The sequence below is a fragment of the Halovenus amylolytica genome, from assembly GCA_004015825.1.
GTDB lineage: Archaea > Halobacteriota > Halobacteria > Halobacteriales > Haloarculaceae > Halovenus > Halovenus amylolytica.
In genome coordinates, this window is record SAYS01000009.1 from 1 (window position 1) to 23807 (window position 23807).

The 23807-nt window shown below is 58.9% G+C and carries 24 protein-coding genes, 1 tRNA gene and 2 rRNA genes; 13 read left to right on the forward strand and 14 right to left on the reverse strand.

The window, feature by feature from the left end; translation table 11 throughout:
- The 3 genes from EOW68_RS18655 to EOW68_RS09040 form a co-directional block, all read left to right on the forward strand.
- Positions 1–481 (forward strand): 23S ribosomal RNA (locus tag EOW68_RS18655); the annotation flags it as partial.
- Positions 482–599: 118 nt separating this feature from the next.
- A 5S ribosomal RNA gene (rrf, locus tag EOW68_RS09035) occupies positions 600–722 on the forward strand.
- Positions 723–961: 239 nt separating this feature from the next.
- Complete coding sequence (locus EOW68_RS09040; RefSeq protein ID WP_128224837.1) at positions 962–3085, forward strand: caspase family protein; 2124 nt, start codon at positions 962–964, stop codon at positions 3083–3085.
- 49 nt (positions 3086–3134) lie between these two features.
- On the opposite strand, the gene EOW68_RS18660 is transcribed toward EOW68_RS09040, so the two are convergent.
- Entirely contained in the window at positions 3135–3269 is a 135-nt protein-coding gene (locus EOW68_RS18660) for a DUF7503 family protein (RefSeq protein ID WP_431358836.1), read from the reverse strand.
- 373 nt (positions 3270–3642) lie between these two features.
- Between EOW68_RS18660 and EOW68_RS09045 the strand changes: the two genes are divergently transcribed.
- Positions 3643–4560 (forward strand): response regulator, encoded by a 918-nt coding sequence (locus EOW68_RS09045; protein WP_128224838.1) that lies wholly within the window; start codon positions 3643–3645, stop codon positions 4558–4560.
- A 20-nt stretch (positions 4561–4580) separates the two neighbouring features.
- Here the strand turns inward: EOW68_RS09045 and EOW68_RS09050 are convergent, their stop codons facing one another.
- Positions 4581–4883, reverse strand: coding sequence for a hypothetical protein (locus EOW68_RS09050; RefSeq protein ID WP_128224839.1), 303 nt, complete (start codon positions 4881–4883; stop codon positions 4581–4583).
- A gap of 679 nt (positions 4884–5562) precedes the next feature.
- Here EOW68_RS09050 and EOW68_RS09055 point away from each other — a divergent pair.
- Positions 5563–5638: transfer RNA gene (locus EOW68_RS09055), tRNA-Cys, on the forward strand.
- Between the two features lie 130 nt (positions 5639–5768).
- On the opposite strand, the gene EOW68_RS09060 is transcribed toward EOW68_RS09055, so the two are convergent.
- The 5 genes from EOW68_RS09060 to EOW68_RS09080 all read right to left on the reverse strand — a co-directional run bounded on the left by EOW68_RS09060 (position 5769) and on the right by EOW68_RS09080 (position 10069).
- Entirely contained in the window at positions 5769–6008 is a 240-nt protein-coding gene (locus EOW68_RS09060; protein WP_128224840.1) for a hypothetical protein, read from the reverse strand.
- Between the two features lie 149 nt (positions 6009–6157).
- Positions 6158–6607 carry a MaoC family dehydratase gene (locus EOW68_RS09065; protein ID WP_128224841.1) on the reverse strand — a complete coding sequence of 150 codons (450 nt, stop codon included), beginning with the start codon at positions 6605–6607 and terminating at the stop codon, positions 6158–6160.
- Between the two features lie 48 nt (positions 6608–6655).
- Positions 6656–7819: an acyl-CoA dehydrogenase family protein gene (locus tag EOW68_RS09070; RefSeq protein ID WP_128224842.1), complete on the reverse strand. Its 1164-nt coding sequence runs from the start codon at positions 7817–7819 to the stop codon at positions 6656–6658.
- 180 nt (positions 7820–7999) lie between these two features.
- Positions 8000–9001 (reverse strand): NAD(P)/FAD-dependent oxidoreductase, encoded by a 1002-nt coding sequence (locus EOW68_RS09075; protein ID WP_128224843.1) that lies wholly within the window; start codon positions 8999–9001, stop codon positions 8000–8002.
- Between the two features lie 165 nt (positions 9002–9166).
- Complete coding sequence (locus EOW68_RS09080; RefSeq protein WP_128224844.1) at positions 9167–10069, reverse strand: serine/threonine-protein kinase RIO2; 903 nt, start codon at positions 10067–10069, stop codon at positions 9167–9169.
- 172 nt (positions 10070–10241) lie between these two features.
- On the opposite strand from EOW68_RS09080, the gene EOW68_RS09085 reads away from it, so the two are divergent.
- Entirely contained in the window at positions 10242–10805 is a 564-nt protein-coding gene (locus EOW68_RS09085; RefSeq protein ID WP_128224845.1) for a maltose acetyltransferase domain-containing protein, read from the forward strand.
- 45 nt (positions 10806–10850) lie between these two features.
- Here EOW68_RS09085 and pan2 read toward each other — a convergent pair whose 3' ends face one another.
- On the reverse strand, positions 10851–12071 hold the full coding sequence (gene pan2 / locus EOW68_RS09090) for a proteasome-activating nucleotidase Pan2 (RefSeq protein WP_128224846.1): 1221 nt from the start codon (positions 12069–12071) through the stop codon (positions 10851–10853).
- Positions 12072–12228: 157 nt separating this feature from the next.
- Here pan2 and EOW68_RS09095 point away from each other — a divergent pair, with 157 nt between their 5' ends.
- Positions 12229–12909, forward strand: coding sequence for a lipoate--protein ligase family protein (locus EOW68_RS09095; RefSeq protein WP_128224847.1), 681 nt, complete (start codon positions 12229–12231; stop codon positions 12907–12909).
- A gap of 140 nt (positions 12910–13049) precedes the next feature.
- Positions 13050–14426: a dihydroorotase gene (locus tag EOW68_RS09100; protein WP_128224848.1), complete on the forward strand. Its 1377-nt coding sequence runs from the start codon at positions 13050–13052 to the stop codon at positions 14424–14426.
- 161 nt (positions 14427–14587) lie between these two features.
- On the opposite strand, the gene EOW68_RS09105 is transcribed toward EOW68_RS09100, so the two are convergent.
- Both EOW68_RS09105 and EOW68_RS09110 read right to left on the reverse strand, forming a co-directional pair.
- Positions 14588–15019 carry a hypothetical protein gene (locus tag EOW68_RS09105; RefSeq protein ID WP_128224849.1) on the reverse strand — a complete coding sequence of 144 codons (432 nt, stop codon included), beginning with the start codon at positions 15017–15019 and terminating at the stop codon, positions 14588–14590.
- A complete protein-coding gene (locus EOW68_RS09110) occupies positions 15016–15693 on the reverse strand; it encodes a DUF5806 family protein (RefSeq protein ID WP_128224850.1) in 678 nt (225 codons plus the stop codon). Before EOW68_RS09110 ends, EOW68_RS09105 begins: the two co-directional genes overlap by 4 nt.
- A 172-nt stretch (positions 15694–15865) precedes the next feature.
- Here EOW68_RS09110 and EOW68_RS09115 point away from each other — a divergent pair, with 172 nt between their 5' ends.
- Positions 15866–16228, forward strand: a complete 363-nt coding sequence (locus EOW68_RS09115) for a universal stress protein (RefSeq protein WP_128224851.1) — start codon at positions 15866–15868, stop codon at positions 16226–16228.
- Positions 16225–16746: a GNAT family N-acetyltransferase gene (locus EOW68_RS09120; protein ID WP_128224852.1), complete on the forward strand. Its 522-nt coding sequence runs from the start codon at positions 16225–16227 to the stop codon at positions 16744–16746. Before EOW68_RS09115 ends, EOW68_RS09120 begins: the two co-directional genes overlap by 4 nt.
- Here EOW68_RS09120 and EOW68_RS09125 read toward each other — a convergent pair.
- Positions 16735–17184: a universal stress protein gene (locus EOW68_RS09125; RefSeq protein ID WP_128224853.1), complete on the reverse strand. Its 450-nt coding sequence runs from the start codon at positions 17182–17184 to the stop codon at positions 16735–16737. The genes EOW68_RS09120 and EOW68_RS09125 overlap by 12 nt on opposite strands.
- A 134-nt stretch (positions 17185–17318) precedes the next feature.
- On the opposite strand from EOW68_RS09125, the gene EOW68_RS09130 reads away from it, so the two are divergent.
- Complete coding sequence (locus EOW68_RS09130; protein WP_128224854.1) at positions 17319–17750, forward strand: universal stress protein; 432 nt, start codon at positions 17319–17321, stop codon at positions 17748–17750.
- Positions 17751–17808: 58 nt separating this feature from the next.
- Positions 17809–18891, forward strand: a complete 1083-nt coding sequence (locus tag EOW68_RS09135) for a DHH family phosphoesterase (protein ID WP_128224855.1) — start codon at positions 17809–17811, stop codon at positions 18889–18891.
- 42 nt (positions 18892–18933) lie between these two features.
- Here the strand turns inward: EOW68_RS09135 and EOW68_RS09140 are convergent, their stop codons facing one another.
- Complete coding sequence (locus EOW68_RS09140; RefSeq protein WP_128224856.1) at positions 18934–19347, reverse strand: DUF5807 family protein; 414 nt, start codon at positions 19345–19347, stop codon at positions 18934–18936.
- Between the two features lie 162 nt (positions 19348–19509).
- Between EOW68_RS09140 and EOW68_RS09145 the strand changes: the two genes are divergently transcribed.
- Positions 19510–20103, forward strand: coding sequence for an NAD(P)/FAD-dependent oxidoreductase (locus EOW68_RS09145; RefSeq protein WP_128224857.1), 594 nt, complete (start codon positions 19510–19512; stop codon positions 20101–20103).
- Here the strand turns inward: EOW68_RS09145 and arlJ are convergent, their stop codons facing one another.
- The gene (arlJ, locus tag EOW68_RS09150; protein ID WP_128224858.1) at positions 20104–21864 is read right to left on the reverse strand and encodes an archaellar assembly protein ArlJ/FlaJ; all 1761 of its coding nucleotides are present in this window, start codon (positions 21862–21864) and stop codon (positions 20104–20106) included.
- Positions 21864–23540, reverse strand: a complete 1677-nt coding sequence (flaI, locus tag EOW68_RS09155) for an archaellum flagellar ATPase motor FlaI (RefSeq protein WP_128224859.1) — start codon at positions 23538–23540, stop codon at positions 21864–21866. The genes arlJ and flaI overlap by 1 nt, the downstream gene beginning before the upstream one ends.
- Between the last annotated feature and the right edge of the window lie 267 nt (positions 23541–23807).

A 23807-nucleotide genomic window follows, 5' to 3' on the forward strand; every position in this document is an offset into this window, starting at 1 on the left:
TGATGCGGGCCAAAAATGACAGAAAAGCTACCCTAGGGATAACAGAGTCGTCACTCGCAAGAGCACATATCGACCGAGTGGCTTGCTACCTCGATGTCGGTTCCCTCCATCCTGCCCGTGCAGAAGCGGGCAAGGGTGAGGTTGTTCGCCTATTAAAGGAGGTCGTGAGCTGGGTTTAGACCGTCGTGAGACAGGTCGGCTGCTATCTATTGGGGGTGTTTTGGTGCCTGACGGGAACGACCGTATAGTACGAGAGGAACTACGGTTGGTGGCCACTGGTGTATCAGTTGTTCGAGAGAGCATTGCTGAGAAGCTACGCCACACGGGGTAAGAGCTGAACGCATCTAAGCTCGAAACCCACCTGGAAAAGAGGCACCGTCGAGACCACTCGTCAAAGACGAGATCGATAGACTCGGGATGTACGCGTCGAGGCAACGAGACGTTCAGTCCACGAGCACTAACAGGTCGAAGCCACCATTCATACCGCATGACTCGTTGAACGAGTCCAGGCGCAAACTGGATCGCACGTACACACGGTCGTATTGACCACCGATATTGGATGCCCATTCGGGTTGCGGTTCGATTCCGCAGATCGGCGTTAAGGCGGCCATAGCGGCGGGGTTCACACCCGTACCCATCCCGAACACGGAAGTTAAGCCCGCCAGCGTTCCAGTCAGTACTGGAGTACGAGAGTCTCTGGGAAATCTGGTTCGCCGCCTCCCATTCATACTGCGACCCACTCGGGTCGCCTCATCAACCCTCGGCCAGTCACAACGCTGGTCGGGGGTTTTTTGTATGTTCTGGCCTGGATCTACCGACGGCTCGATGGTGACAGTTAGATGCTGTCTCGGTGTGAAACGGGAGCATCTCGATGGTCAGTTCGATCAACTGTTTGTTACTAGCCTGTCGGTGCATTTTTCATCACCACTCGCGTAGATAATTTTATCAAGTTCGTGTACCTATGTCTCACCCCGATCCAATTCTCGCGTTCGATACACTCGACGAGCCATCGGGGTTAGAGATAATCGACCGACTCGAGCAGTTACGGTATCAGCTACACACGCCGGAGCAGGTAGCGCCGACAACAGTTCCGACCGAGGAGTTCCTGTTTCCCGTCGGGAAAGGGATTCGTATTCGGACGGAGCAGCTCGTGTTGCCGAACCCGGTCGGTGTATTCGTCCGTGATTGGTCTGGTGAGATGCTGACGGAAGTGGAGCATCTCGAGAGTCACTCGTTTCCTGACGGTCGCTACATCATCGACCTCAGTACGCAGATAAAAACCTACATGCGGATCGACGGTCCTGTCGAGATTACGGCCGATCTGTTCGAAATCCGATTTACATTTGATTCAGAGACCGTTGTCGATATCGGATTTCGGTCTCGGCATACTCGTCCGGCAGCAACGGTGACGACTACAACAGACCCTGTCGATATGATGGCGGCAATTAGTACGTTTGGATCTGCACTGAAATCGAAGAGCCCGGAGCGGTCGTTCCCAACACTACGCGGCCACCCACCGCAGATCGAACTCGGGTCATCGGTCGAAATCCCGGATGGGATTGACAGTCCGAACACCGGCATCCAAATAGAAACCCCACCAATATTGGAATCGCTGTATCCTGTCGCACCGCTTGCCTACTATCTCGGTGCCGAGGTGGTTCCAGGCAACAGCCCGAAACTCACGACAGCATCGGGGTTCGAGTATGGACTCCAGCGTTCTCGGGGATTTGAGCAGACTGTCGAACGGACACTCAAACAGCTATTCTTGCTCGATTGTCTCACCAGGACCGAGGGTTTTTATAATATGCCTCTTCACGAGCGTCGGGTGCTCGACGAGACTCTTTCACTCGACTGGGTGTCATTGTACGACCAGTCGATCGCGGACCGTCTCGAGACGTATCTCGAAGTTCCCTGGAGTGACGTCGCAGATTTCGTCCCGAACTGGCGGCTCACCGCGAACGTTGAACCGACTAGTGGGACGATCGAACAGCTTCCATTTGTCGTGGACGATCTTGCAGTCGTTCGAACAGTCACGAATCCTGTTCAAACAGATCCCGATATTACTGGAGGAGCCACAGCGGACGCATCCCAACGGGCAGTGTTGACCAGGTCGGTCTCACGGTCCAGTGAGAGCGAACAGACCGATCCGGACCGGGCAGATCCCGTCGATGAACAGTATATCGAATTCGAACCGTCAGACTCGATCGAACAGGGCTGGATTGGTGATGGAATTCCGATCGGTGCAAGCAAGATGGTGACCGAGGCCTTCTACAACCGCCTGGATCGCGAGGTTGGCGTCGGTGATATTTCGATCACAATCGTGTTGAACGACACTCGGATGGGCGAAGAGCGTGATCTAGTTGATGCCGCGTATGGGGACCGTGAGCACCTTCCGTTCGACGTCACTATCTGCCGAGATCTCACTGTCGAGGAGCTCAAAGAAGAGTTGCAGACCGATTGTGACTTCTTCCACTACATCGGGCATACAGAGCCCGATGGCTTCGAGTGTACCGATGGGAAACTCGACGTCGTGGATCTCGATCACACAGAGGTCGATGCGTTCTTGCTGAATGCCTGTAGCTCCTATCATCAGGGGCTCGCGTTGATCGAAGCGGGTGCGATCGGTGGAATCGTCACACTGACTGATATTATCAACACTGAAGCAGTCCGTATGGGTGAGTGTATCGCGCGCCTGCTCAACACTGGATTCCCGCTACAGGCCGCACTGGCCATTGCCCGCGAACAGAGTATTCTCGGGGGTCAGTATATTGTCGTCGGGGATGGGGGTATGATCCTCACACAGGCGGAGAGTCGAACACCAAATCTTCTCGAGATTACTCCCTGTGAAGATGGCTTCACATTAGATATAATGACTTTCCCGACAGATACGGCTGGATTAGGTTCTATTTATACGCCATCGATAGAAGATGTTAACGAGTATTTTTTGTCTTCTGGCTATCTTGACAGGTTTCATATAAATAGTGCTATGCTGAGAGAATTCCTTCAGTTAGAGGAGGTTCCAGTTCGATCTGATGATGAAATGTTATTCTGGAGTTCTACTGTGCGTTTATCTGATCTTAGATAAGACAATATCTCTGCAATTTCTTAAATGTCGGATGTAGTGTAAAACGTTATTATATTCCACTAACTGTTCTCCCGTTCCCAGCGAGCGCACCACCAGTCTGGGAAAGCAGGACGGTCAGTCCGAACAGCGCAGCGAGCAGTCGTGGGTGATTCTTGAGGAATTCGGCAGTTTTTGAGTCTGACATACTACACCTCAACTGTTGGTTGGGGGGAATTTAAATTTAATTGATATTAAAAAACATGAATTTAGTAATTTTAACAGTGAATTCTATGTTATTTTTGGCTACTTCGATAAACTAATAAATCATCTGTATTCCCGCAATCCCATATAAACACCTGTAACCACCGACACCGACACAAATGTTATTCTGTTCTTTCATTGTTTCGGGCCCGCCAGAAGAGCCAATCAGTTCAATCAGATGGGCGAAATTATTATAATTTTGGATACCGATTAGTAGTATATAGTTATATGCACGAAACAGATAGACAGAGTTCAAAAGGGACGGGAACTTACTGCACCAGTCCGCTGTCGGCACGCCACTGGCCGGTGAGCGTTCGATGACCGACCATCTCTCCCGTCGATCCCGACCGCTTCGTCTTTCACGGGAGAGTCTACGGAGGAGTCGGCGAGCGTCCCGGGAGCACCCGCCACTTCTCCGAAACGAAACCTCGGATCAGTTCGACGAGACGGCGCTGGAGATTCCAGCCCCGGTCTCGATCGCCGAGGAGCAATCGGAGATCCGTGTCCTGCACGTCGACGATAACCCCGAAATCCTGGAGGTGACGAAACTGTTCCTGGAACGGACCGATGACGCGTTCACTGTCGTCGGGAAACAGAGCGCTGTCGAGGCGATCAATTGCCTGCAGGAAGGCGATTTCGACTGCCTCATCAGCGATTACGATATGCCGACCACCGACGGTCTGGAACTGCTCGAAATCGTTCGCGAGCAGTACCCCGATCTACCCTTTATCCTGTACACCGCCCAGGGCAGCGAGGAGATTGCGAGCGAGGCGATCTCCGCAGGCGTTACAGAGTATATGCAAAAGGAGACGAGCAACGAACAGTACGAGGTTCTGGCAAACCGGATTCGCAAGGCCGTCGACCGCTACCGGTCCCAACAGCAGTTCTGGGACGCACTCTCCTGGTACCACCGGATCATCGAACAGGATCTGGCTGGCGTCTTCATCCTCCAGAACCGGGAGTTCGTCTACGTCAACGAACGTATGGCAGATCTGTTCGGGTATCTGCAATCCGAACTGCTCGGTGAATCGCCTCGCTGTATCGTGGACGACCCCGAGGATGAAGCAGTGTTCGAGGAGTTGCAGAGATCATTCGAGGACCCTGGCTACAGTTTCACCCGCGAGTTCACTTGCTCTCGTGCGGACGACACACCGATTGCTGTCGAACTACGGGGCGGTTCGATCGAGTACGACGGGGATCCAGCCTGTGTCGGGGTTCTCTGGCCACAGGAGTAGTCCCGGTCGAATTTCGCCCGTTACCTGTTCGGTTCGACTCCATCGACACGCTCCGTCCCCGATGCTGAGGAAAGCAGTTCTTGTAGTCTGTGTTCGTCGATTTCTGTGGCTGTCACGACTGCGATTTCGAACTGCGCGACCGTGGCTGCCAGTGCGGGTTCGATCCCGCGGAGTTCGCGGACTTCGACACGTTCGACACTCTGGACCCGCTGGAGGCGCCGAGCAGCATCACTTTCGAGAGCTGCACCACCGTCGCGGGGAATCCGCACAGCTACCTCTGCGGTCCATCGCTTTCGGTGGTCTGTTGAATGTTTCGTTGCCATTGTGCTCCGAGGCGCGAGGGGCGAGTCGAACGCCCGTCGACGGTCCACACCGCTCGCGTGATCACAGCCGCCGGTTCTGGTGGTACCGGAAACCGCGTAACCGGCGGGTGTAGGTCGATTCGTCGTCTGTTCTGCGTCGTTGGAGTAGTTGAACCAACATAGGACGAAAGCCGGATTCGAACCGGTAGCCGAGCTGTCTCTCGCTTTCGCTGGATTGGACAGCGTCGCCACTCGCCGTTGCTGTGGCTCCGCTGCCGTCTGGGCCTGTCACTGTCGGAAACTGACAGTGGTCGAAACAGACACACTCCTGTGGGTGTCGTGTCGGAGTTCGAGAAAACTGCCCGCGTTCACCACCCCGGTCGGGTACTCCGTGTCCGGGTGACGGTTATTCGGGCGTCAGGTTGGCCCTGCGCCAACTGCGTCCACGACGTGAGCCGGAATCCTAGTTTCGACCGACCACCCCATGGCAAAATTGGCGCCACAGCCGGCACTGGATGCCGGGCGTCGGGCCAATGGGGTATAGTCGATCATACTCCAGTCACCTCGTGACAGTTCATTCGATTTTGATAAGAGGTATGATATTAAAACTACTCAGAGTGTGTCTCCCATACACACGGTACTGCCGTGCGTGGGGCAACTCCGACGAACTTAAGCAATCCAGTCAAGAATGTATAGATGCGCCAGGGTGGCAGAGTCTGGCCGAACGCGTCCGCCTGCAGAGCGGATCATCGCCGGTTCAAATCCGGCCCCTGGCTTTCTGCTGTGAACGGCAGTGAGAACGAAACGTCGAACACTGCCAGTGCGAGCCGGACAGCCAGTTCGAATCTGGTCGCCGATCTCTTTTGGACTGTCTGTCTCTGCCGGTTCAAAACCGGCTGCGATCGATCACCGGATGGTCTCTTCCATCGCTGTGGATAGCTCTGCAAGGCTTGCGGAGAGGTCCTCGAACGACTCTTTGAGTCTGTTCGAGTTTGCAACGAGACAGTCCTCGCTCCGGGCTACGTCTGGTTCCCCGTTCGCCGGTGACTCGGAGCCGGCCTGTTCGAGTGAGTCGTTCTCGGATAGATCAGTCCAGCCAACTGACGAGACTCGTTTTCGCCTCTCGGTCTGTTTTGCCCGTTCCATACCTCGACAGAATCGCTTACCCGAGGTCAACCGTGCGGTTAATCTGTTAACCCCGGGCTGCTCGTCGGTGATTACTTTCTCAACCCCTCATTTTTGTCTCTGAATAACGGTCGTTTCGTCGAAAGATCGTCTCTCTCGACGACGCGCCCCTACGCCCTTTCGGACTTCCGTTCGACGATCTCCAGACCGATCCAGGTGATGACTGCCTCGTCGTTCTGGTTGTAGGCCGTGAGTTTCGTGTCGACGTAGCCGATATCTTGGTTCTCGTCGTCGGGATACTTGTCGACGACTTCAGCTTCTGCCCGGAGTGTGTCCCCCGGTCGAAGCGGTCTGATCCACCGGAGATCGTCGACGCCGCGGGCACCCTTCGAGCCCTCGTCGATCCTGTGTTCGACGAACATCCGCATACAGATCGCGGCCGTCTGCCAGCCACTCGCGATCAACCCGCCGAACATTGACTCCTCGGCGGCTTCTTCGTCGACGTGCATCGGCTGTGGGTCGTACTTCTCCGCGAACTCGATGATTTCGTCTTTGGTGACGGTCTCCTCACCGAACTCCCAGGAATCACCGACTGCATACTCCTCGTAGTATCTGGTCATCGGTCTCGATACGGGAGAGGGGAGCCAGCAATAAAAATCCCGAGCCGGCTACTGGTAGGCACTCAGTCCGGTCAGCTCCTCCCCGAGAATCAGGGTGTGGATATCGTGCGTTCCCTCGTAGGTATACACCGTCTCCATGTTCGCCATGTGGCGCATCGGCGAGTAGTCCGTCGTGATCCCGTTGCCGCCGAGCATCTCGCGAGCGATACGGGCCTGATCGCGGGCCATCCGAACGTTGTTCCGTTTCGCCATCGAGACCTGCTGGGGCCGTAATTCACCGCGCTGCTTGAGGGTGGCGAGTCGGTAGGCGAGCAGTTGTGCGAGTGTGATCTGTGTCGCCATCTCTGCGAGTTTCTCTTGCTGGAGCTGAAAACGTGCGATCGGACCGCCGAACTGCTCGCGATCAAGCGCGTACTCCCTGGCAGTCTCGAAACAGTCCCGTGCGGCCCCGACTGCACCCCAGGCGATCCCGAAGCGAGCCTGTGTGAGACAGGACAGCGGCCCCTTCATTCCCTCGACGCCGGGCAGGCGATTTTCTTCCGGGATCTCCACGTCGTCGAGCCCGATCTCGCCCGTGATCGACGCGCGCATCGAGAGCTTTTCGTCGATCTCGTTGGTCGTCACGCCCTCCCGGTCGGTCTCGACGAGAAAGCCCCGGACTGGACTGTCCGGCTCCGAGTGATCCCGCGCCCAGACGACTGCCACGTCGGCGATCGGCGAGTTCGTGATCCAGGTCTTCGAGCCGTTCAGGCGGAAGCCGCCGTCAGTTCGCTCGGCGCGGGTCTCCATGCCGCCCGGGTTGGAGCCGTGTTCGGGCTCCGTCAGTCCGAAACAGCCGACTGTCTCTCCGGTGCCGAGATCCGGCAACCATCGCTCTTTCTGTGTCTCGCTCCCGTAGGCGTGGATCGGGTACATGACGAGTGCGCCCTGCACGCTAGCCATCGAGCGAATCCCCGAGTCACCGGCTTCGAGTTCCTGCATCAACAGACCGTAGGCAGTCCCGGAGACGTTCGGCGAGCCGTAGCCCTCCAGATTCGGCGCGTAGAACCCCATCGCTCCCATCTCGGTGATGAGTTCGGTGGGAAAGGTTCCCGCCTCGAAGTGATCTCCGATCTCGGGTTTGACCTCCTCGGTGACGAACTCCCGGGCTGTGTCGCGGATCATCCGCTCCTCTTCTCCGAGATCCCCCTCTAGCTGGAGAAAGTCTAGCATACCTCATCTTGGGAATCAACTGTATTGAGGGTGCTGTCTGTCGGTGGTAGCCGACGTCGACACTCTCGACTCCGGCATATCTGATATAGCAATCAACAATTTGTAGACTACACCGCGGGAATGGCCTGGTGTCGAGTCGTCAGGAGTTTTTGCGAATTTTCGGCGTCAATACGCGATCGATCAGTCGTCGTCTGCCGCCGCTGCTTCGATTTCGCCCTCGGCTTCGAGTTCGTCGAGTGATTTCGGATACGTCCGAAGCTCCATGTGGATCGAGATCCCAGCTTTCGCGCCTTTGCCCATCGCGACGGGGATCTGGTTGTTGCCTGGTGTGAGATCACCGACTGCGTAGACGCCGTCGACAGTCGTCTTCCCGTCGTCGTCGACAGCGACAGTTCCGTCATCGTTGATTTCACAGCCCAGTCCCGCTGCGAGATCGTTGTTGTAATCGGAGCCGTACATCGCGAAGCCACCGAAGTATTCCCGTCGCTCGCCGTTCTCGAACTCGAAGCCACCGAGCCACTCCGGATCGTCTTCGTCTTTGAACATACTCTCGATGTCCGATTCGATAATCTCGACCGGGTGTGCGCGAACGAGTTCGTCCGTCTCCGAACTCCAGGTCGGCTCTTCGCCACGGAGAAGAATATCCACGCTGTCGGCGAAGTTCAGCAGGATCATCGCGACGTGGGCTGCACCCTCGTCGTGACCCATCACGTAGGCCGATTCGCCGCGGAACATGTAGCCATCACAGTGCAGACAGTAGTGCAGTCCGCGACCGGTCCGGGGAAGCGGCGGTTCTGGCCTGCCGTCGGTAAAGCCGGTCGAAAGGACGACGCTGTCTGCATAGTATGTCTCGCTGGTCGTCGAAACCTCGAATCGGTGCTCTTCCTGGTCAGTGAACTCGACCTCGGTTACGAAATCCTGGTAGAGATCCGTTCCGTAGTGTTCGAGCTGTTCTTTTGCAGTCTGCAGAAATTCGTTACCCGAGACTTCTTCTGGAACACCGATCACGTTGTGGGTGTCGACCATCATTGCCGCCCGGCCACCACCACGGTTGATCAGTGCCGTCTCGTGGTTGAGACGGGTCGTGTACAGTGCCGTCGTCAATCCACCGGGCCCGCCGCCAACGACGATTACTTCGTAGCTGTCTGCTGATTCATCTTCAGTCTGCGTTTCCGAACTCATTAGAGCATATTATGGGTTTGAGCCATAAGACTCTGTTATTTTTATGCGCGCAGTCCACACACCCACCCGATTTGATATAGCAGTTATTGGTTTATTTGCACAGTAACTCTCGATATTTCTGGTAAAATAAATTCTAGAAATTCGCTGCAAACCGCCAGGAACAGCTCAGTTGTGGGCGAATGCAGAGAGTTCGTCGTCGATTATCTCGTCGACCACTCGATCGATGTCGACCTCGCCGACGATGTTCGGGTACTTCCGCTGGAAGTGGCCGACCGTGTTCTCGACATCCCGTTTGAGCAACTCCTTGCTATTCTCGTGCTCGGTCGGCACTGCTTGCGGCCAGTCGAAGACGGTGACACCGTCTTCGGCGATGAAGATGTTGTACTCACTCATGTCTGCGTGCACGTATCCCTCGTTGTAGGCTTTCGAAACCTCGTCGAGGACGAGATCAAGTACCGGGAGTATCTGCTTTTCTGTCAGTTTCGTTCGGGCCAGCTCTACCCCGTCGATCCGTTCCATCAGCACTGCGTGGCGGTTGTGGTCGTGGGGCTGGGGGACCGAGACCGTCGGATACAGCGCTTCGAGGGTTTCGTACTCTCGCTCGGCTGCCTTTCTTGCGGTGTACATCCAGGAGACGTGTTCGTGATCTGCCGTGTACTCGCGCTCGCGGTTGACCTCACGGAACTCGGTGTACCCCTCGCGATGGAATTTGAGTGCCAGGGGTTTGTACGACCGGACCTCGTAGACGTCGCTTTCCTTGCCGACGCCGAGTGGCGCGCCCATCCCCTCGATGGATTCGCGTTCGGCGAAGGTGTGTAGTGCGAGTGCGTCGTAGCCCTCGAAGGTGAGCCGAAACCCCTCGTACTGGATCGTTTTGCGTTCGAGCAGGCCGCGTCGCTCACAGCGGTCGAGTCGGTACTCCACTTCTTCGTCCGTCAGCTCCGCAAACTCGGGGAGTTTCGGTCGGGCGACCCACTTCGAAAAGCGCATTCCCTGTTCGAGGCCCGAAAGCAAGTAGAAATCCTCGTCTTCGAGATCCGCCATCTCGCTCGCCACGTTCTGGACCATTACATGGCCGTAGTCGCCGGATTCGTATAAGACCAGCGTGATTGGGGACAGTGCGCTTGTAAATTCTATACTGCTATATCAATTCTCGGACTCTCGCGATTGGACGGTTCGAATTCGCCGGAGTATCGAGACTGTCGGGAGCGTATTTTCTGTTGGCGGCCAACTGGAGCCAATGAGTAGTGAAAAAGAGAAGATGCTACGAGGGGAACTGTACGACGCCGCCGATCCAGAACTCGTGGCTGAACGGGAACGCGCACGCGAGCTCACGAGACGCTACAATGGAACGACTCCGACCGAGGGCGGGGAACGACGAGACCTGCTGGAAGAACTACTGGGCGCACTCGGTGACGACTGTCACGTAGAGCCCCCGTTTCGCTGTGACTACGGCTACAATATTTCGGTCGGTGAGAACTTCTATGCGAACTTCGACATCATCCTGGACGTCTGCCAGGTGGATATCGGTCGGAACTGCCAGATCGGCCCGGGTGTCCACATCTACACCGCGACCCATCCGATCGACGCAGCCGAGCGAGTCGAAGGCCTCGAATACGGCAAACCAGTCACTGTTGGCGACAACGTCTGGATCGGTGGGCGGGCGGTACTCAACCCCGGCGTAACTGTCGGTGATAACGCTGTCGTCGCCTCCGGTGCAGTCGTCACCGAGGACGTCCCGGACGATGTCGTCGTGCGGTGCAATCCCGCGACGATGACGAAACAACTCGACTCGGATAACTGATCAGTGACCGATCCCGCAAAAACTCGTGGTCAGTCGCTCCTCCGATCAGGCGAACGCGATCGGTGTGCCGGGTGCGTCCTCGCTTTCTTTGACCTTTTCGAGGGCATCCTCGAAGTCTTCCATCCGGACTTCGGCGCGTTCGTCCCGGATAGCGAACATTCCGGCCTCGGTCGCGAGTGAGGCGAGCTCGGCACCGGAAAAGCCCTCGGTGTCCTGGGCAAGCGTCGCCAGTTCGACATTGTCTGCGAGATTCATCTCTTCCGTGTGGATCTCGAGGATGCGCTCGCGGCCGTCCCAGTCGGGGTTTGGCACCTCGATGAGCCGGTCGAACCGGCCAGGGCGCAGGATTGCGCGGTCGAGCATGTCGAAGCGGTTCGTCGCGGCGATGATGCGGATCTCACCGCGCTCCTCGAAGCCGTCCATCTCCGAGAGCAACTGCATCATCGTCCGCTGTACTTCCGCGTCACCCGACGTTTTCGACTCGGTTCGCTTCGACGCGATGGCATCGATCTCGTCGATGAAGATCACAGCCGGCTCGTTTTCGCTCGCGAGTTCGAACAGATCGCGGACGAGTCGAGCCCCCTCGCCGATGAACTTCTGGACGAGTTCCGAGCCGGCCATCTTGATGAACGTGGCGTCGGTCTCGTTTGCGACCGCTTTGGCGAGCATCGTCTTCCCGGTGCCTGGCGGCCCGTGGAGCAACACGCCCGACGGCGGCTCGATGCCGACCGCGCGGAACTGTTCCGCGTTGATGAGTGGCTGCTCGACAGTCTCGCGGACTTCCTGGATCTGTTCTTCGAGGCCGCCGATATCGTCGTAGCTCACGTCCGGGCTCGCGTCGACTTGCATCGCCTGTGCGCGTGCGTCGGTCTCGGGATCGAGAATCGTCTGGACGGCGAAGGAATCGTTGATCGCCACGCGGTCACCCGCTTCGAGTCCGCTGCGGATGCCGGGAGAGACCTCCGTGAGAACCTCCTGATTGTTGCCGTGCTGTTTGACGACGACGCCGTCTTCGAGGAGCTCTTCGGCGGTCGCAATGTACAGCGACGAGGATTTGAGCGTCTCGTTTTCCCGCTCGATTTTGTCCACCTTGTCGGTGAGCCGTTCTCTCCGGTTCTGTGCCGAATCGAGCTGTTCCTGTAGCTGTTCGTTCACATTCAGGACATCCACCAGGTGCTCCCGGAGCGCTTCGAGACGCTCGTCTGGAGCCATGTCCGGGTCGAGATCAAGACGCGGCCGATCAGGAAGTGACGGACTGCGAGACATCTGAATACTAAATCGTTGGGAACAGGGGAATATAGGCTCTTCGGCACCGGGAAGATACACGCGGGCGAGACTGGCCGCTTTTTAATCTGTCGCCTCACTGTTTGGTCTGGCCACGAGTGACGGGAGATCTTTTGCTCTGCTCTGCGAACACTGTCGTATGCGACTGGTTCGAGGGCGTGCAGACACTCCGGCGGCCGACCGTGGGGTGACCGACCGGCTGGTTTCGGCTGTCGGTGAGACTGGTCAGCCGATTCTTCGGGTCTGGCAGCCGCCGCGGCAGGTCGCGTTCGGACGCCGCGACGCGCATCGCGAGGGGTACGATGGGGCCAGACAGCACCTCGCGGAGCGTGACATTCCATACGTAGAGCGTGCGACTGGAGGTCACGCCGTCTTTTTTTCGGGGACGACGGTCTCATTTCTGCGGGCCACGCCGGTCGAGGACGGTCGGTCGTCGATCACTGACCGCTACGAGACGACGATTGAAGCGGTAAAGGGGGCTCTTTCCAGACTCGGTGTCGAGACCAGCGAGGGAGAACCAGAGGCCGCGTTCTGTCCGGGCACGCACTCGCTGTCTGCCGAGGGGAAAATCGTCGGACTCGCACAGCGGGTCAGACGTGATACTGCTGTTATTTCTGGGATCGTCGTGGTTCGGGACCACGAAGAGATCAACGAGGTGCTCGATCCCATCTATCAGGCGCTCGAAATCCCCTTCGAGCGGACTGCGACGGGGAGTATCGCCCGGGCGGGCGGTGAGTCTGATCCGGAGCGTGTCTGCCGGGAGTTCGAGCGTGCGCTTTCGGTTGGTGAGGCGAATATCGAGAGGGTGGGAGTCAGCTAGAAGCGGTTGTTCTACAACTGTTGACACAACCAGCAGGAATGGCCTTGGTTAGCCTATTCCGAACGTAATTCCTGCTCCACAAATAACCCATCCTCATCAGACTCCGAGAGACTTAGGGTATCCCGGTATAGACGGTCTGTATGCTCATCGAGAACGCGACGCTCGCTGACGGCGATCGACGGGATGTCCGGGTCAGCGGCCAGCGCATCACCGAGGTGGCCGTGGCGGGACAGCTCGACGCCGAGAAAGACGAACGTGTCGTCGACGGGGCGGGAAACCGACTCTTGCCGGGGATGATCGACGTCCACGTCCACTTCCGCCAGCCGGGCTTTGGCCACAAGGAGACCTGGGAGACCGGAACGAAAAGCGCCGCTGCGGGCGGTGTCACGACTGTCGTCGACCAGCCGAACACGGACCCACCGACGATCGACGGCGAGGGATTCGACGCGAAACTCGAATACACCGAGCAGGCGATCGTCGATTTCGGACTCAACGGCGGCGTCACACCGGACTGGAACCCCGAGGAACTGTTCGACCGGGAGCTGTTCGCACTCGGTGAGATTTTCCTGGCTGATTCGACCGGCGATATGGGGATCGAGGGCTCGCTGTTCGTCGACGCGCTGGAGCGCGCAGACGAAGGGGGTGTCACTGTCACTGTCCATGCAGAGGATGCCTCCCTGTTCAACCGGAGCGCCCAGGAACGGACCGACGCCGACGCCTGGAGTGCCTACCGGCGGGATCGTGCCGAGATCGAGGCGATCAGACGCGCCTGCGCGCTCGCAGACCAGCGCGATGTACGTATCCACATCGCACACACGAGCACGCCCGAGGGGATCGACATCGCCGCCGAAACGGGGATGACTACCGAGGTAACGCCCCACCATATGTTTCTCTCCCGGAGCGATCTCGACGAGCTGGGAACTCACGGCCGGATGAACCCGCCGCTGCGCCGCGAGCGGAGCCGACAGCAGGTTTACGACCGTGTCGTCGACGGCACCGTAGATATGATCGCGACCGATCACGCACCACACACTGCAGAAGAAAAAGACGCGAGCATCTGGGACGCGCCCAGCGGCGTCCCCGGCGTCGAGACGGCCCTGCCGCTCCTGCTGGTCGAGGCCCGCAATGATAATTTGAGCTACGAACGTCTCCGGGACCTCACGTCGACCAATCCAGCCGACCGCTTCGATCTTCCCGACCGCGGTCGTGTCGCCGAGGGGAACTTCGCCGATCTCGTGCTCGTCGATCCCGACCGCGTGGAGACGATCCGTGCAGACTCGCTGCATACGAACTGCGACTGGACGCCGTTCGAGGGCTGGGACGGCGTCTTCCCCGAGTGGACGATGGTCCGCGGCGAGATAGTCTACGAGCGCGGGGCAGACGAGCCCTTTGGAGAATTCGAGGGCGGAAACGTTCGTCGAGTTCGCGATTCTGCCAGCGAGACGGCAGATTCCGAGACCGATTCGGAGTCGTCAGCACCGGACACCGACACGGAGACCGAAGTCGATTCATACTGATTGTTGCGGTAATTTTCAGCACGGCAGCGAAACCGAGGCTGTTTCGGCCCTCCTAGACCAGTTCTATCTGAACTTCGCGGTACAGACTCGCAATAATCACTATCAGACCCCGAGACAGACAGTACCCAGCAACAGGTAGCTACTTTTTCGAATTAGGCCGGTCAGGAGTTTCCGTCCAGTTCCTCTGGGTCTGGTGGTTCTCCCCACATCTCGGCTTGCTTGCGGCGTTTCTTCGGCAGCGGCGTCCGGACGCCGTACTGGATCCGGTAGCCACCGAGCCCCACGCCCATCCCCCACAGCAGGTTCGCTGCCGGTGCAGCGACGATACCCTGTCCGGCGATCAGTGCGACACCGACGCCGAGGAAGGCAGCCGTCGCGACCACCAGCGACATCGGGCGGGTCCTGTTGATCAGGGCGAGTACGTCACTGCGTTCGGCGACGAAGAGAGTCCCGACGAAGACACCCAATCCGACGCCAGCGATAAGGACTCCCTCGCCGGAAAGCGGCGTCCCACCAGCCAGCGTCGCGAAGAGGAGTGCCGTCACCGCGAGCGAAAAGTCGACGTAAAGCGCCTGCCGTCTGGCTGTCGTCATTCCTCGCTGGCGTCGAAGTGGTGGCCACACTCCGGACAGGTCACCTCGTCGTGCCGGAGCGCGACGCTGTGTTCGCGGACGTCACGCATCACCTCTGTGATGCGGTCCTCGGCGTCGAGTTCCTCCTCGACGGAGAGCTCGACACCCTCGACTTCCAGCAGGAACTTGGCGACCTCCGTCGCCTCGTACATCACGTCGTCGAGTTCCTCCGCAGTGAAGAAATCACACATCGCCCCGTAGAGGAAGGTCGCACCGGCTTTGCGGACCTTCTCCTCGAAGGAGTGTTTCGCCTGGTTGACCGCCTGCGGGCTGTAGGTGTCCGTCATGAACGGTACCAGATGTGGCAGATTCTCGCCGATTTTCGTCATTTCGACGCCGGTTTCGGTCCGGAAGTCGGCACACAGTCGTGCAATCGCCCACTCCCGGGCCGTGATGTAGGTCCGATCGCGGAGGAACTCGTTGGCCCGGTCGTAGGTGCCGCCGTCGATCTTGCTGAACTTGTCGTAGGACTGGACATCCGCGGGAATCTCCGACTCGTCCGGTGTCGATTCCTCCGTCTGCTCTGTGACTGGGCCGTCTGACTCTGCCGGTGGCTGTTCGTCTGCCCGATCATCCGAGGGGTCCGGGTCCGACTCCTCACTCGAATCCGGCGACTCGCCTGGCTCCTCTGGCATACGCGTGGCTGGGAGCCCACCGGGAAAAAGCATGTCGGGTAGGTCGGAGCAACAGTCCCCAGTCGGCAGCGCACCGGCTGTAACTGTTCCCCCGTGTCCCGTCGTGTGAGATTTCGGCTCACAGTGGTAGCTGGTCGCTGTGCTTTTATATACGGCGGCCATCGGATTCCACATGCGCGTTCTGATCGGGATTGAAGATAGCAACCGCGGTATGCAGGCGCTCGAAGCGTCGGCCGAGCGGGCTCGTGAATCTGGCGACGAGCTGACTGTTGCCGTTTACACCGTGTCCGATGAGTCACTCGAAGAGACGACAGCAGCGATACGCGACCGGATCACGACACTTGATATCGACGTCGATATCATCCAGATCGAGGAGGAACCGGGGAGTAAACTGGTCGAAATTGCCGAGCGGGAGGATTTCGATCAGGTCGTGCTCTCCGGCGGGCAGCGATCTCCTCTGGGCAAGATCAAACTCGATAGCGTTCACGAGTTTGTGTTATTAAACGCCCGAACGACGGTGAAACTCGTACGATGACGGAGTATCCGGACGACACTGTCGGCGGGCTCCCGACACCGCCGCGGACGATAATCGACGCCGACGGTCGAAAGATCGAGATCCGCACGGCCGACGACAGTCTCGAAGAACTCGTCGAGATGTATCTGGATTTTCACGCCGAGGACCGGGCACAGGGGATCCCACCGACCAACGAATCGGATATTAGAGAGTGGCTATCGGTCGTCACCAGGGACGAAGAGCTGAACGTGATCGCCTATCACGAGGGTAACCCGGTCGGCCACGTCATGCTCGTCTCCGACGAGGAGGACGCGTACGAACTCGCTATCTTCGTCCTGCAAGAGTACCAGGGCGCGCACATCGGCACCGAACTCCTCCGGACGGCGCTGGGTGGTGCGGCCGAGGAGGGAATCGAACGCGTCTGGCTCTCTGTCGAGCGCTGGAACAGACCTGCTGTCTCACTGTACAAAAAGATCGGATTCCAGGAGACCGGTGACGATCACTTCGAGAAGATGATGAAACTCCGGCTAGACGGATAGGACCGGCTGTTCTGCGTATTCGAGCACGTACGTTGCTGCTTTCCCGAGTACTTCGTCAGTCGAACCGTCGGGTGTGACACGTGGGACGACCAGGAAGTCGGCTTCGAGATGCTCCGCAGCGTCCAGAATAACGCCACCGGGCGTTCGACCCAGTCGATCCTGCGAGAAGCCGGGTGCGGACGACTCACGAACCGTCGTTTCACTGCCCTCCGGCACCGCTTGCCGGGCGCGGGCTGTGATCCACTGCATTCGCTTGGCGACCGCATCAGCTGCCAGATCGCCGCTTTCGAGCCCGCGAACGATCCGCTGATCCGTGACGTGTAGCAGGTGCAGATCCGCGTCGTACCGGTCTGCGATAGCTACTGCATACACTGTCGCATCCGAGGCCTCCTGGGTATTGTCCGCGGCGACGAGAACGAGATCGATATCGAGACCCATTTGGCCAAACTCCGGTGGGCGCGATAAAAAAGCCGCCGGTCGGCACTCGTTTTAGTGGCACCGTCTGACCGCTTCGTTGGGACACTCGCCGCAAACCCCGTCGGTTTTTTGTACTGCACCACGATTGTCTCCCTATGTTCGAGACTGTGGTGATCGCGACGGATGGCTCCGAGAGCGTAAAGCGGGGTGTCACGGCCGCGATCGACCTGGCCGAGCGGTTCGATGGGACCGTTCACGCGCTGTACGTCGCCGATAGCAGGACTGTCGAGGACTCGCCGTCTGAAATCCAGTCCGATGTCGAAACTGCGATCCAGGAAGCTGGTGAGGAGGCCCTCTCGTACGTCGAGGAGCAGGCCGGTGACGAGGAGATTGTCACCGCGATCCGGGACGGGACACCCGCAGAAGAGATCATCGACTACGCGGAGTCAGTCGACGCCGACGCCATCGCGATGGGGACACGGGGCCGCGACGGCGAGCACGCCTTTCTGCTCGGCAGCGTCGCCGAAGCAGTCGTCCGCCACGCACCGATGCCCGTGCTGACTGTTCGCCAGTTGGAAGAGAACTGATACTGCCGGATGCGCTGACGACCGCACGCCTTTTGATTACCCCTCTGCTTTATCAGGTATGAAAGATTGGCTTATCGACGACGAGACACTGTCGCTCGCCCGCAGATCTGTCCTCCCGGGCGAGGGCTTTTTTCGCCCGGACTCGATCGAAGAACAGCAGGCCGAACGCGAGGCCGCCGAGACGATCGAGGGGGCTGGCGTCATCGTGGTCGCCGACCCGGACGCCGACGGACTCGCCTGTACCGCACTCGTTCGGCAGGCCCGCGGCGCGGGTCGACTTCTCCCAGCGAGCCCACACGAACTCCAGGAGTCGCTGTCGTGGGTGAGCGAGTACGCACCCGAGGACGCCGACGTCTACATCTGTGATCTCTGTCCAGACAGCGAGTACGACATCGAGTCGATACCGACTGTCGTCGACGGGACGGCATCCGTCACCTGGTACGACCACCACCAGTGGGACGCGGATCTGGCAACGCAGGTCCGCGAGGCCGGTGTCGAACTCGTCGTCGGTGATTCCGACGAGGTCTGTACTGCCGACGTGGCGCTCGCAGAACTCGATCACGGCTTCGACGACCGGTTTCGCGAACTCGCTGCGGTCACGCGCGACCACGACCTCTGGATCCGCGACGACGAACGCTCCGACGACCTCGCGGATTACGCCCACTGGGTCGAACCCGAGGAGTACATCGAGACAGTCCTGGAACACGGCGCGGATCTTCCGCCCGAAGCCGAGGCACTGCTCGCAGAACGCCGCGTCGAGAAGGAGGCGCTCATCGAGAAAGCCGTCGACCGCGCCGAACTCCGCGAGGTCGGCCCCTGGACGGTCGGAATTACCTACGGGCGCTGTTCACAGAACGAGGTCGCCGAGGCGCTCCGTGAACAGGGCTCCGACGCCGCAGTGATCGTCAAACCCGCCGGCTCGGCGTCGATCCGTGGCACCGACAGCTTCGAACGCTGCCACGAGGTCGCCGCACAGGTCAACGGCGGTGGCCACCCGAAGGCTGCCGGCTGCAAACCCGATATCTACGACGATATGATGGATTACGCACACCACTGGACGACCCACGGTGCCGTCGCGAAACAGGCCATCGTCGAGGGGTTCCGGCGACTCGCTGCCGAAAGCGACTCTGACGAAACGTAACAAGTTAAAAACCTGACAAAAGAATGCGTCGGCAGCTATCGATCAGGCAACCCACTTGTCGGAGTACCGTGTGCCACACTCGCAAGCGGCGTAGGCGTGGATCACCTCCCCTTCGGCGTAGAGGCCGCCGACCTCCTCGTTTTGTTCCTCGGCGAACGCGAAGATGAACTTCGGCGTATGATCTGCACCGTCCGGACAGCTGCCGCCGGCACAGTCGTGGTCGATCTCCCCGTCGGTCCCCATCGCCTCTTTGGCAAATGCCATCGGATCGATGCCGGTCGCCTTCTGGAAGACGCCGCGTGCTTTCTCGCCGTCCATCACGAGGACGATCCCGTCGTCGACACGCTCTCCGTGTGCTTCGAGCGCAGCGAGATCCGAGACACTCCCCTCGTCGAGATAGATGTGGACGTCCGTCGGTCGTTCGCCTGCCAGAAACTGCTCGCGGTCGCTGGTCATATCTCCACCTGTGGCTGCCTGGGAATAAGCACACTGATACCGCCAGATCGGGTTCCGTCCACTGCTGGTGTCCTCCGAGAGTCAGTCGATTGCTCTCTTCGATCTGTGTATCTGTCGGTGAATATACACAGTTTTTTGATTACGGGAGTCGGATGATCCTGTATGAGTGAATCAACACCTGACGTACTCGTCGTCGGCGGCGGACCAGCCGGATTGAGTGCAGCACTGTTCACACAGAAAAACGGGCTCGAAACGACCGTCTTCGACACCGACGGAACGTGGATGCACAAGGCCCACCTGTTCAACTACCTCGGCGTCGGCTCACAGGATGGCTCGTCGTTCCTCGATACCGCGCGCACGCAAGTCGATAGGTTCGGTGTCGACCGCCACCAGGGCGAGGAAGTCACCGACGTTGCGGAGACCGACGACGGATTCAGCGTCACCACCGAGGACGGCGAGTACGAGGCGCCGTATCTCGTTCTGGCGACCGGTGCGAACCGGGATCTGGCGGAGTCACTCGGCTGTGCCTTCGACGGCGACGTCGTCGATGTCGACGTGACGATGGAGACCAGCGTCGACGACGCCTACGCGACCGGTGCGATGGGGCGGGCCGAAGAGTGGCAGGCGATCATCTCAGCCGGCGACGGCGCTGCGGCGGCACTCAATATACTCACGAAAGAGAAAGGCGAACACTTCCACGACTTCGACGTGCCTGCGGACGCCGACGCCGTGTTCGGCTCGATGGGCGAGGAGTAATCACACCGAGAGGAAGGCACCGACGACTGTTCTGGTGAGAATCGAGACCAGTGCCGCGATCCAGGCCATCGCGACGAAGTGGACGTAGGTATTTATCTTGTGTCCGCCGTCGACGGTCCGGATCATCAGCGAGGACAGCATTGCCGAGAACATGATCACCACGACGAGCATGAAGTTGATCAGTGGGATGTTGTACGCCTCCATGTTGATCAACTGGCTCGCGACACCGGTGGCTCCACCACCGTCAGAGAAGCCGAGATCCATCTCGCTCAGAATCCGGACGACTTCGAGCCCGATGAAGAAGGCGAAGGTTGCTGCTGCGTTGATCCCGTGGAGGAGACCGATGAGTGTCGTCGTCGCCTGATTTCGCTGTGAGCGAAGTCGGTTGACCTCGCTCATGTTCTCGCCGATCAGTTCCCCGAGGACCTGTGGGTCGCCACCCATCTCGCGGCCGATGAGATACATCTCGCTGAACGTCTGAATCAGGTAGGACCGACAGTCTGCGGTGAAATACCGCCACGCTTCGGCGGGTTCGATCCGCATGTTGAGTCGCTTGTAGAGGTCGTCGATGTTCTCGGTCAGCGGGCCGAAATCTTTCTCACGGAGTGTGCGCAACACGTCCGAACTGGTCGACTGTTTCACCGATTCGGTCGTCCCCAGCGCGCGGATGAAACTCGGAAACTCGTCGTCACGGGCCTTGACGAGTTTCTCCTGTCGCCACAGCACCAGTCCAGGGATGAGAAGCGGTGTGATCGGAATGACGGAGTACAGCGCCAGTGGCATCGGTGTGCCGAAAAACGGGATCAACTGCGAGATCCGAATCGGGCTGATCCCGAGCAGTCCGCCGTAGGTGACAAAGGCGAGCACGAGACACAGCGAGACACCAATGTAGAAACTCACTTTGATACGTGGCTCGGCCTGTGACGGTTTCTCGGGTGGGTGGTACCACCGTGGGTCGTACGGGGCCATCGTCCGGAGTGCCAGGAAAAACCCCGACTGGATGAAAATGTACATCACGATGACGGCACTGACCGTCAACGTCGGATTCGTCCCCGTCAGCACCGGCAACACGACCGCGAACACCAGCGCGAACGTCATCGAGAGCACCATCGAGAGGTAGAGATCCTTCATCACGTCGAGATTCGACAGCGTCGACTCGTACACTGTGGCGTACTCCTGGATCATCGTCTCCTGCTCGGTCAGCAGGTACTCACGCAGTGACTGGCCGGCGTTGATCGTGTACGCGAGGCGCTCGAAGAAGTCGGCGACAGTATCACTCGGCACCTCTTTCGCGCGCCGCCGGCAGGCGTCGTCGAGACTCTGGTTCCAGGTGTCGACGAGTTCGACGATCCGTGCCATCTCCTTTGCGAGTTCGCCGTACTCCTCTTCGTTGGCCAGCGACCGGAACACCTCCATCCGGTCGATTTTCGTGATCGCCAGCACCGTCATGTGTGTGACCATCAGGTGAAACTGGTTGTTGAGCTGGCGACGGCGCTGGCCGAGCAGGATCTTCGGGTAGAACACTGCCGACCCGAAAGCGAGCAGTCCCAGCAGCGGGATCGGGACGCGGACGAAAATCGGCTGGCCCGCGAGGAAGAAGGGGAGGACGATCGAGACGAGGAAGAACGCGAGCGCAGGGACCAGAATGAAGGTGACGTACTGGCCCATCGGCATCGACATCCGCTGGTAGGACTCGATGAGCGATTTGATGTTTTCCGAAATCGTGAGATCGATCGCCGGATCTGCGCTATCAGTTGCCATTAGTCTTCCCTGTAGATATCGAAGGGGAGCCCCTCGACGCCGTCACGCTGGAAGTCGGTGATCAGTTCGTTCACTTCGTGATACCCCACGATTCCCTCCTGGATCGCGCGCTCGATGATCTTCGCGCGGAAATCCAGGTCGTCGTAGATGTCGCGTGTATCTTCGTATCCCAGCAGCGTCGCGATCTGCTCTTCGAGGACGTAGGAGTTGTTCCGGCCCTGGAAGACGATCTCGTCCTCGACGGGATCCCAGTAAAACGCCTGGCGGGTGACGACGCCGTCCATCTCCTTCGAGTAGCCCTCGATCTCCTGGACCGAGGTCACCCGGCGGAGTACGTCGTCGCCCTGCTTGACACGGTTCTGGAACAGGGCTACGTCGGCGTTGTCCATGAACGTCTCGGGGATGTTGATCGGGTCCCCGGTAAAGCGCTGGATCATCGAGACGATGTCGCTGGCGTGGAAGGTCAGCATGACGGGGTGGCCGGTCTGTGCAGCCTGGAAGGCCATCCGACCCTCTTCACCACGAACCTCACCCACGATGATGTAGTCCGGACGTGAACGCAGCGCGGCCGCCACCAGATCGAACATCGTGATCGAGGTGGACTCGTCGTCACCCTCCCGGGTCAACAGCTGCTGCCAGGTGTCGTGTGGCGGCATGACCTCGGCGGTGTCCTCCGCGGTGTAGATCTTGGCATCCCGCGGGATGAACGCCATAATCGAGTTCAGTGTCGTCGTCTTCCCCGACGCCGTCTCGCCGACGACGAACACCGTCTGCTCGTTTTCCAGACAGAGCCAGAGATACGCCGACAACTCCGGGGAAAGCGTCTTCCAGGCCGTAATCTGGAAGATCGACAGCGGCACCTCGTCGCCCTGACGGATCGTCAGCGAGGGCCCTTTGAGGCTCACGTCGTCCGAATAGATGAGGTTGAGACGCGAACCGTCCGGCAGCGTCGAGTCCACGATCGGATCGGAGTCACTGACCGGATCACCCATTCGCTCGCCCATGTTCCGGAGCCACTGGTCGAAGGCCTCGTCGCTTTCCCACTCGACGGTCGTCTCGATCATGCTGTACACAGAGTGATCGGTGAAACACTGGTTGGGGCCGATGACGTGAATGTCCTCGTTGGCCGGGTCACGCATCACCGGCTCCAGCGGCCCGAGCCCGACGATATCCCGGTTCAGCCGGTAGCGGATGTTCTCGTAGGTCTGCTCGGTCAGTTCCACTTTGCCCACGTCGGTAATATTCTTCAACCGGGTCAGGACACCCGTCTCTTCGGCGTCTTCGTCCCTGATCTTCGTCGTCTCCTCCATCAGTTCCTCGATCCGGTCGTCGTACTCGGCTTCGTCCTGTGGGGCTGGCTTGGTGACGCTCCGTTCGAGCAGCCGATCCCGGACCTTGTTGAAGACTTTCCACTCGTCGTCGGAGAGGTCCGGTTCGATGACGTAGTACTTCATGTCCTGCCCGACGTCGCCGTAGATGTGACAGTAGATCGGTCCACCGACCGGATACAGTACGTTCGGTCGATGTGACTCGTACTCGTCGTCGGCCTCCTCGATGAACAGCGGGAACTCCCCCGTGATCTGTTTGAACTTCATCAGATGCTCACGGAGGTGGGGCCGTCTGGCCGCGTGTTGTCTGAGTTCGTCCGAGGGAGTTGGCTGTCCGTGGTCTGTCATAGATAGTCGACTGTTCGCAGTCGGGGGACCTGGATGTGAAACTGACACTGCTGACGAGTTCCCCGGACGGTTCGGAGTCGGTTCCCGACCGATCGGCGTCCTCGTACACTCATGGAATCACCGCTACCGATCTGCAGATGGCCTCTGACACCAGCTGTCTCCCGGAACCTGCGACGTAGCTACAGTTATCTAGAAGTTTGTATCCAGTTAATTGTGTCGGGCTACATGCCAATTTTGAAAATCGCTGCAATGTCGGATTTTCCGGTC

Excerpts from the sequence above, each read along its gene's own strand:
- EOW68_RS09040 (WP_128224837.1), top strand. The coding sequence starts at position 962 with ATGTCTCACCCCGATCCAATTCTCGCGTTCGATACACTCGACGAGCCA.
- EOW68_RS18660 (WP_431358836.1), bottom strand. The coding sequence starts at position 3,269 with ATGTCAGACTCAAAAACTGCCGAATTCCTCAAGAATCACCCACGACTG.
- EOW68_RS09045 (WP_128224838.1), top strand. The coding sequence starts at position 3,643 with ATGACCGACCATCTCTCCCGTCGATCCCGACCGCTTCGTCTTTCACGG.
- EOW68_RS09050 (WP_128224839.1), bottom strand. The coding sequence starts at position 4,883 with ATGGCAACGAAACATTCAACAGACCACCGAAAGCGATGGACCGCAGAG.
- EOW68_RS09060 (WP_128224840.1), bottom strand. The coding sequence starts at position 6,008 with ATGGAACGGGCAAAACAGACCGAGAGGCGAAAACGAGTCTCGTCAGTT.
- EOW68_RS09065 (WP_128224841.1), bottom strand. The coding sequence starts at position 6,607 with ATGACCAGATACTACGAGGAGTATGCAGTCGGTGATTCCTGGGAGTTC.
- EOW68_RS09070 (WP_128224842.1), bottom strand. The coding sequence starts at position 7,819 with ATGCTAGACTTTCTCCAGCTAGAGGGGGATCTCGGAGAAGAGGAGCGG.
- EOW68_RS09075 (WP_128224843.1), bottom strand. The coding sequence starts at position 9,001 with ATGAGTTCGGAAACGCAGACTGAAGATGAATCAGCAGACAGCTACGAA.
- EOW68_RS09080 (WP_128224844.1), bottom strand. The coding sequence starts at position 10,069 with ATGGTCCAGAACGTGGCGAGCGAGATGGCGGATCTCGAAGACGAGGAT.
- EOW68_RS09085 (WP_128224845.1), top strand. The coding sequence starts at position 10,242 with ATGAGTAGTGAAAAAGAGAAGATGCTACGAGGGGAACTGTACGACGCC.
- pan2 (WP_128224846.1), bottom strand. The coding sequence starts at position 12,071 with ATGTCTCGCAGTCCGTCACTTCCTGATCGGCCGCGTCTTGATCTCGAC.
- EOW68_RS09095 (WP_128224847.1), top strand. The coding sequence starts at position 12,229 with ATGCGACTGGTTCGAGGGCGTGCAGACACTCCGGCGGCCGACCGTGGG.
- EOW68_RS09100 (WP_128224848.1), top strand. The coding sequence starts at position 13,050 with ATGCTCATCGAGAACGCGACGCTCGCTGACGGCGATCGACGGGATGTC.
- EOW68_RS09105 (WP_128224849.1), bottom strand. The coding sequence starts at position 15,019 with ATGACGACAGCCAGACGGCAGGCGCTTTACGTCGACTTTTCGCTCGCG.
- EOW68_RS09110 (WP_128224850.1), bottom strand. The coding sequence starts at position 15,693 with ATGCCAGAGGAGCCAGGCGAGTCGCCGGATTCGAGTGAGGAGTCGGAC.
- EOW68_RS09115 (WP_128224851.1), top strand. The coding sequence starts at position 15,866 with ATGCGCGTTCTGATCGGGATTGAAGATAGCAACCGCGGTATGCAGGCG.
- EOW68_RS09120 (WP_128224852.1), top strand. The coding sequence starts at position 16,225 with ATGACGGAGTATCCGGACGACACTGTCGGCGGGCTCCCGACACCGCCG.
- EOW68_RS09125 (WP_128224853.1), bottom strand. The coding sequence starts at position 17,184 with ATGGGTCTCGATATCGATCTCGTTCTCGTCGCCGCGGACAATACCCAG.
- EOW68_RS09130 (WP_128224854.1), top strand. The coding sequence starts at position 17,319 with ATGTTCGAGACTGTGGTGATCGCGACGGATGGCTCCGAGAGCGTAAAG.
- EOW68_RS09135 (WP_128224855.1), top strand. The coding sequence starts at position 17,809 with ATGAAAGATTGGCTTATCGACGACGAGACACTGTCGCTCGCCCGCAGA.
- EOW68_RS09140 (WP_128224856.1), bottom strand. The coding sequence starts at position 19,347 with ATGACCAGCGACCGCGAGCAGTTTCTGGCAGGCGAACGACCGACGGAC.
- EOW68_RS09145 (WP_128224857.1), top strand. The coding sequence starts at position 19,510 with ATGAGTGAATCAACACCTGACGTACTCGTCGTCGGCGGCGGACCAGCC.
- arlJ (WP_128224858.1), bottom strand. The coding sequence starts at position 21,864 with ATGGCAACTGATAGCGCAGATCCGGCGATCGATCTCACGATTTCGGAA.
- flaI (WP_128224859.1), bottom strand. The coding sequence starts at position 23,540 with ATGACAGACCACGGACAGCCAACTCCCTCGGACGAACTCAGACAACAC.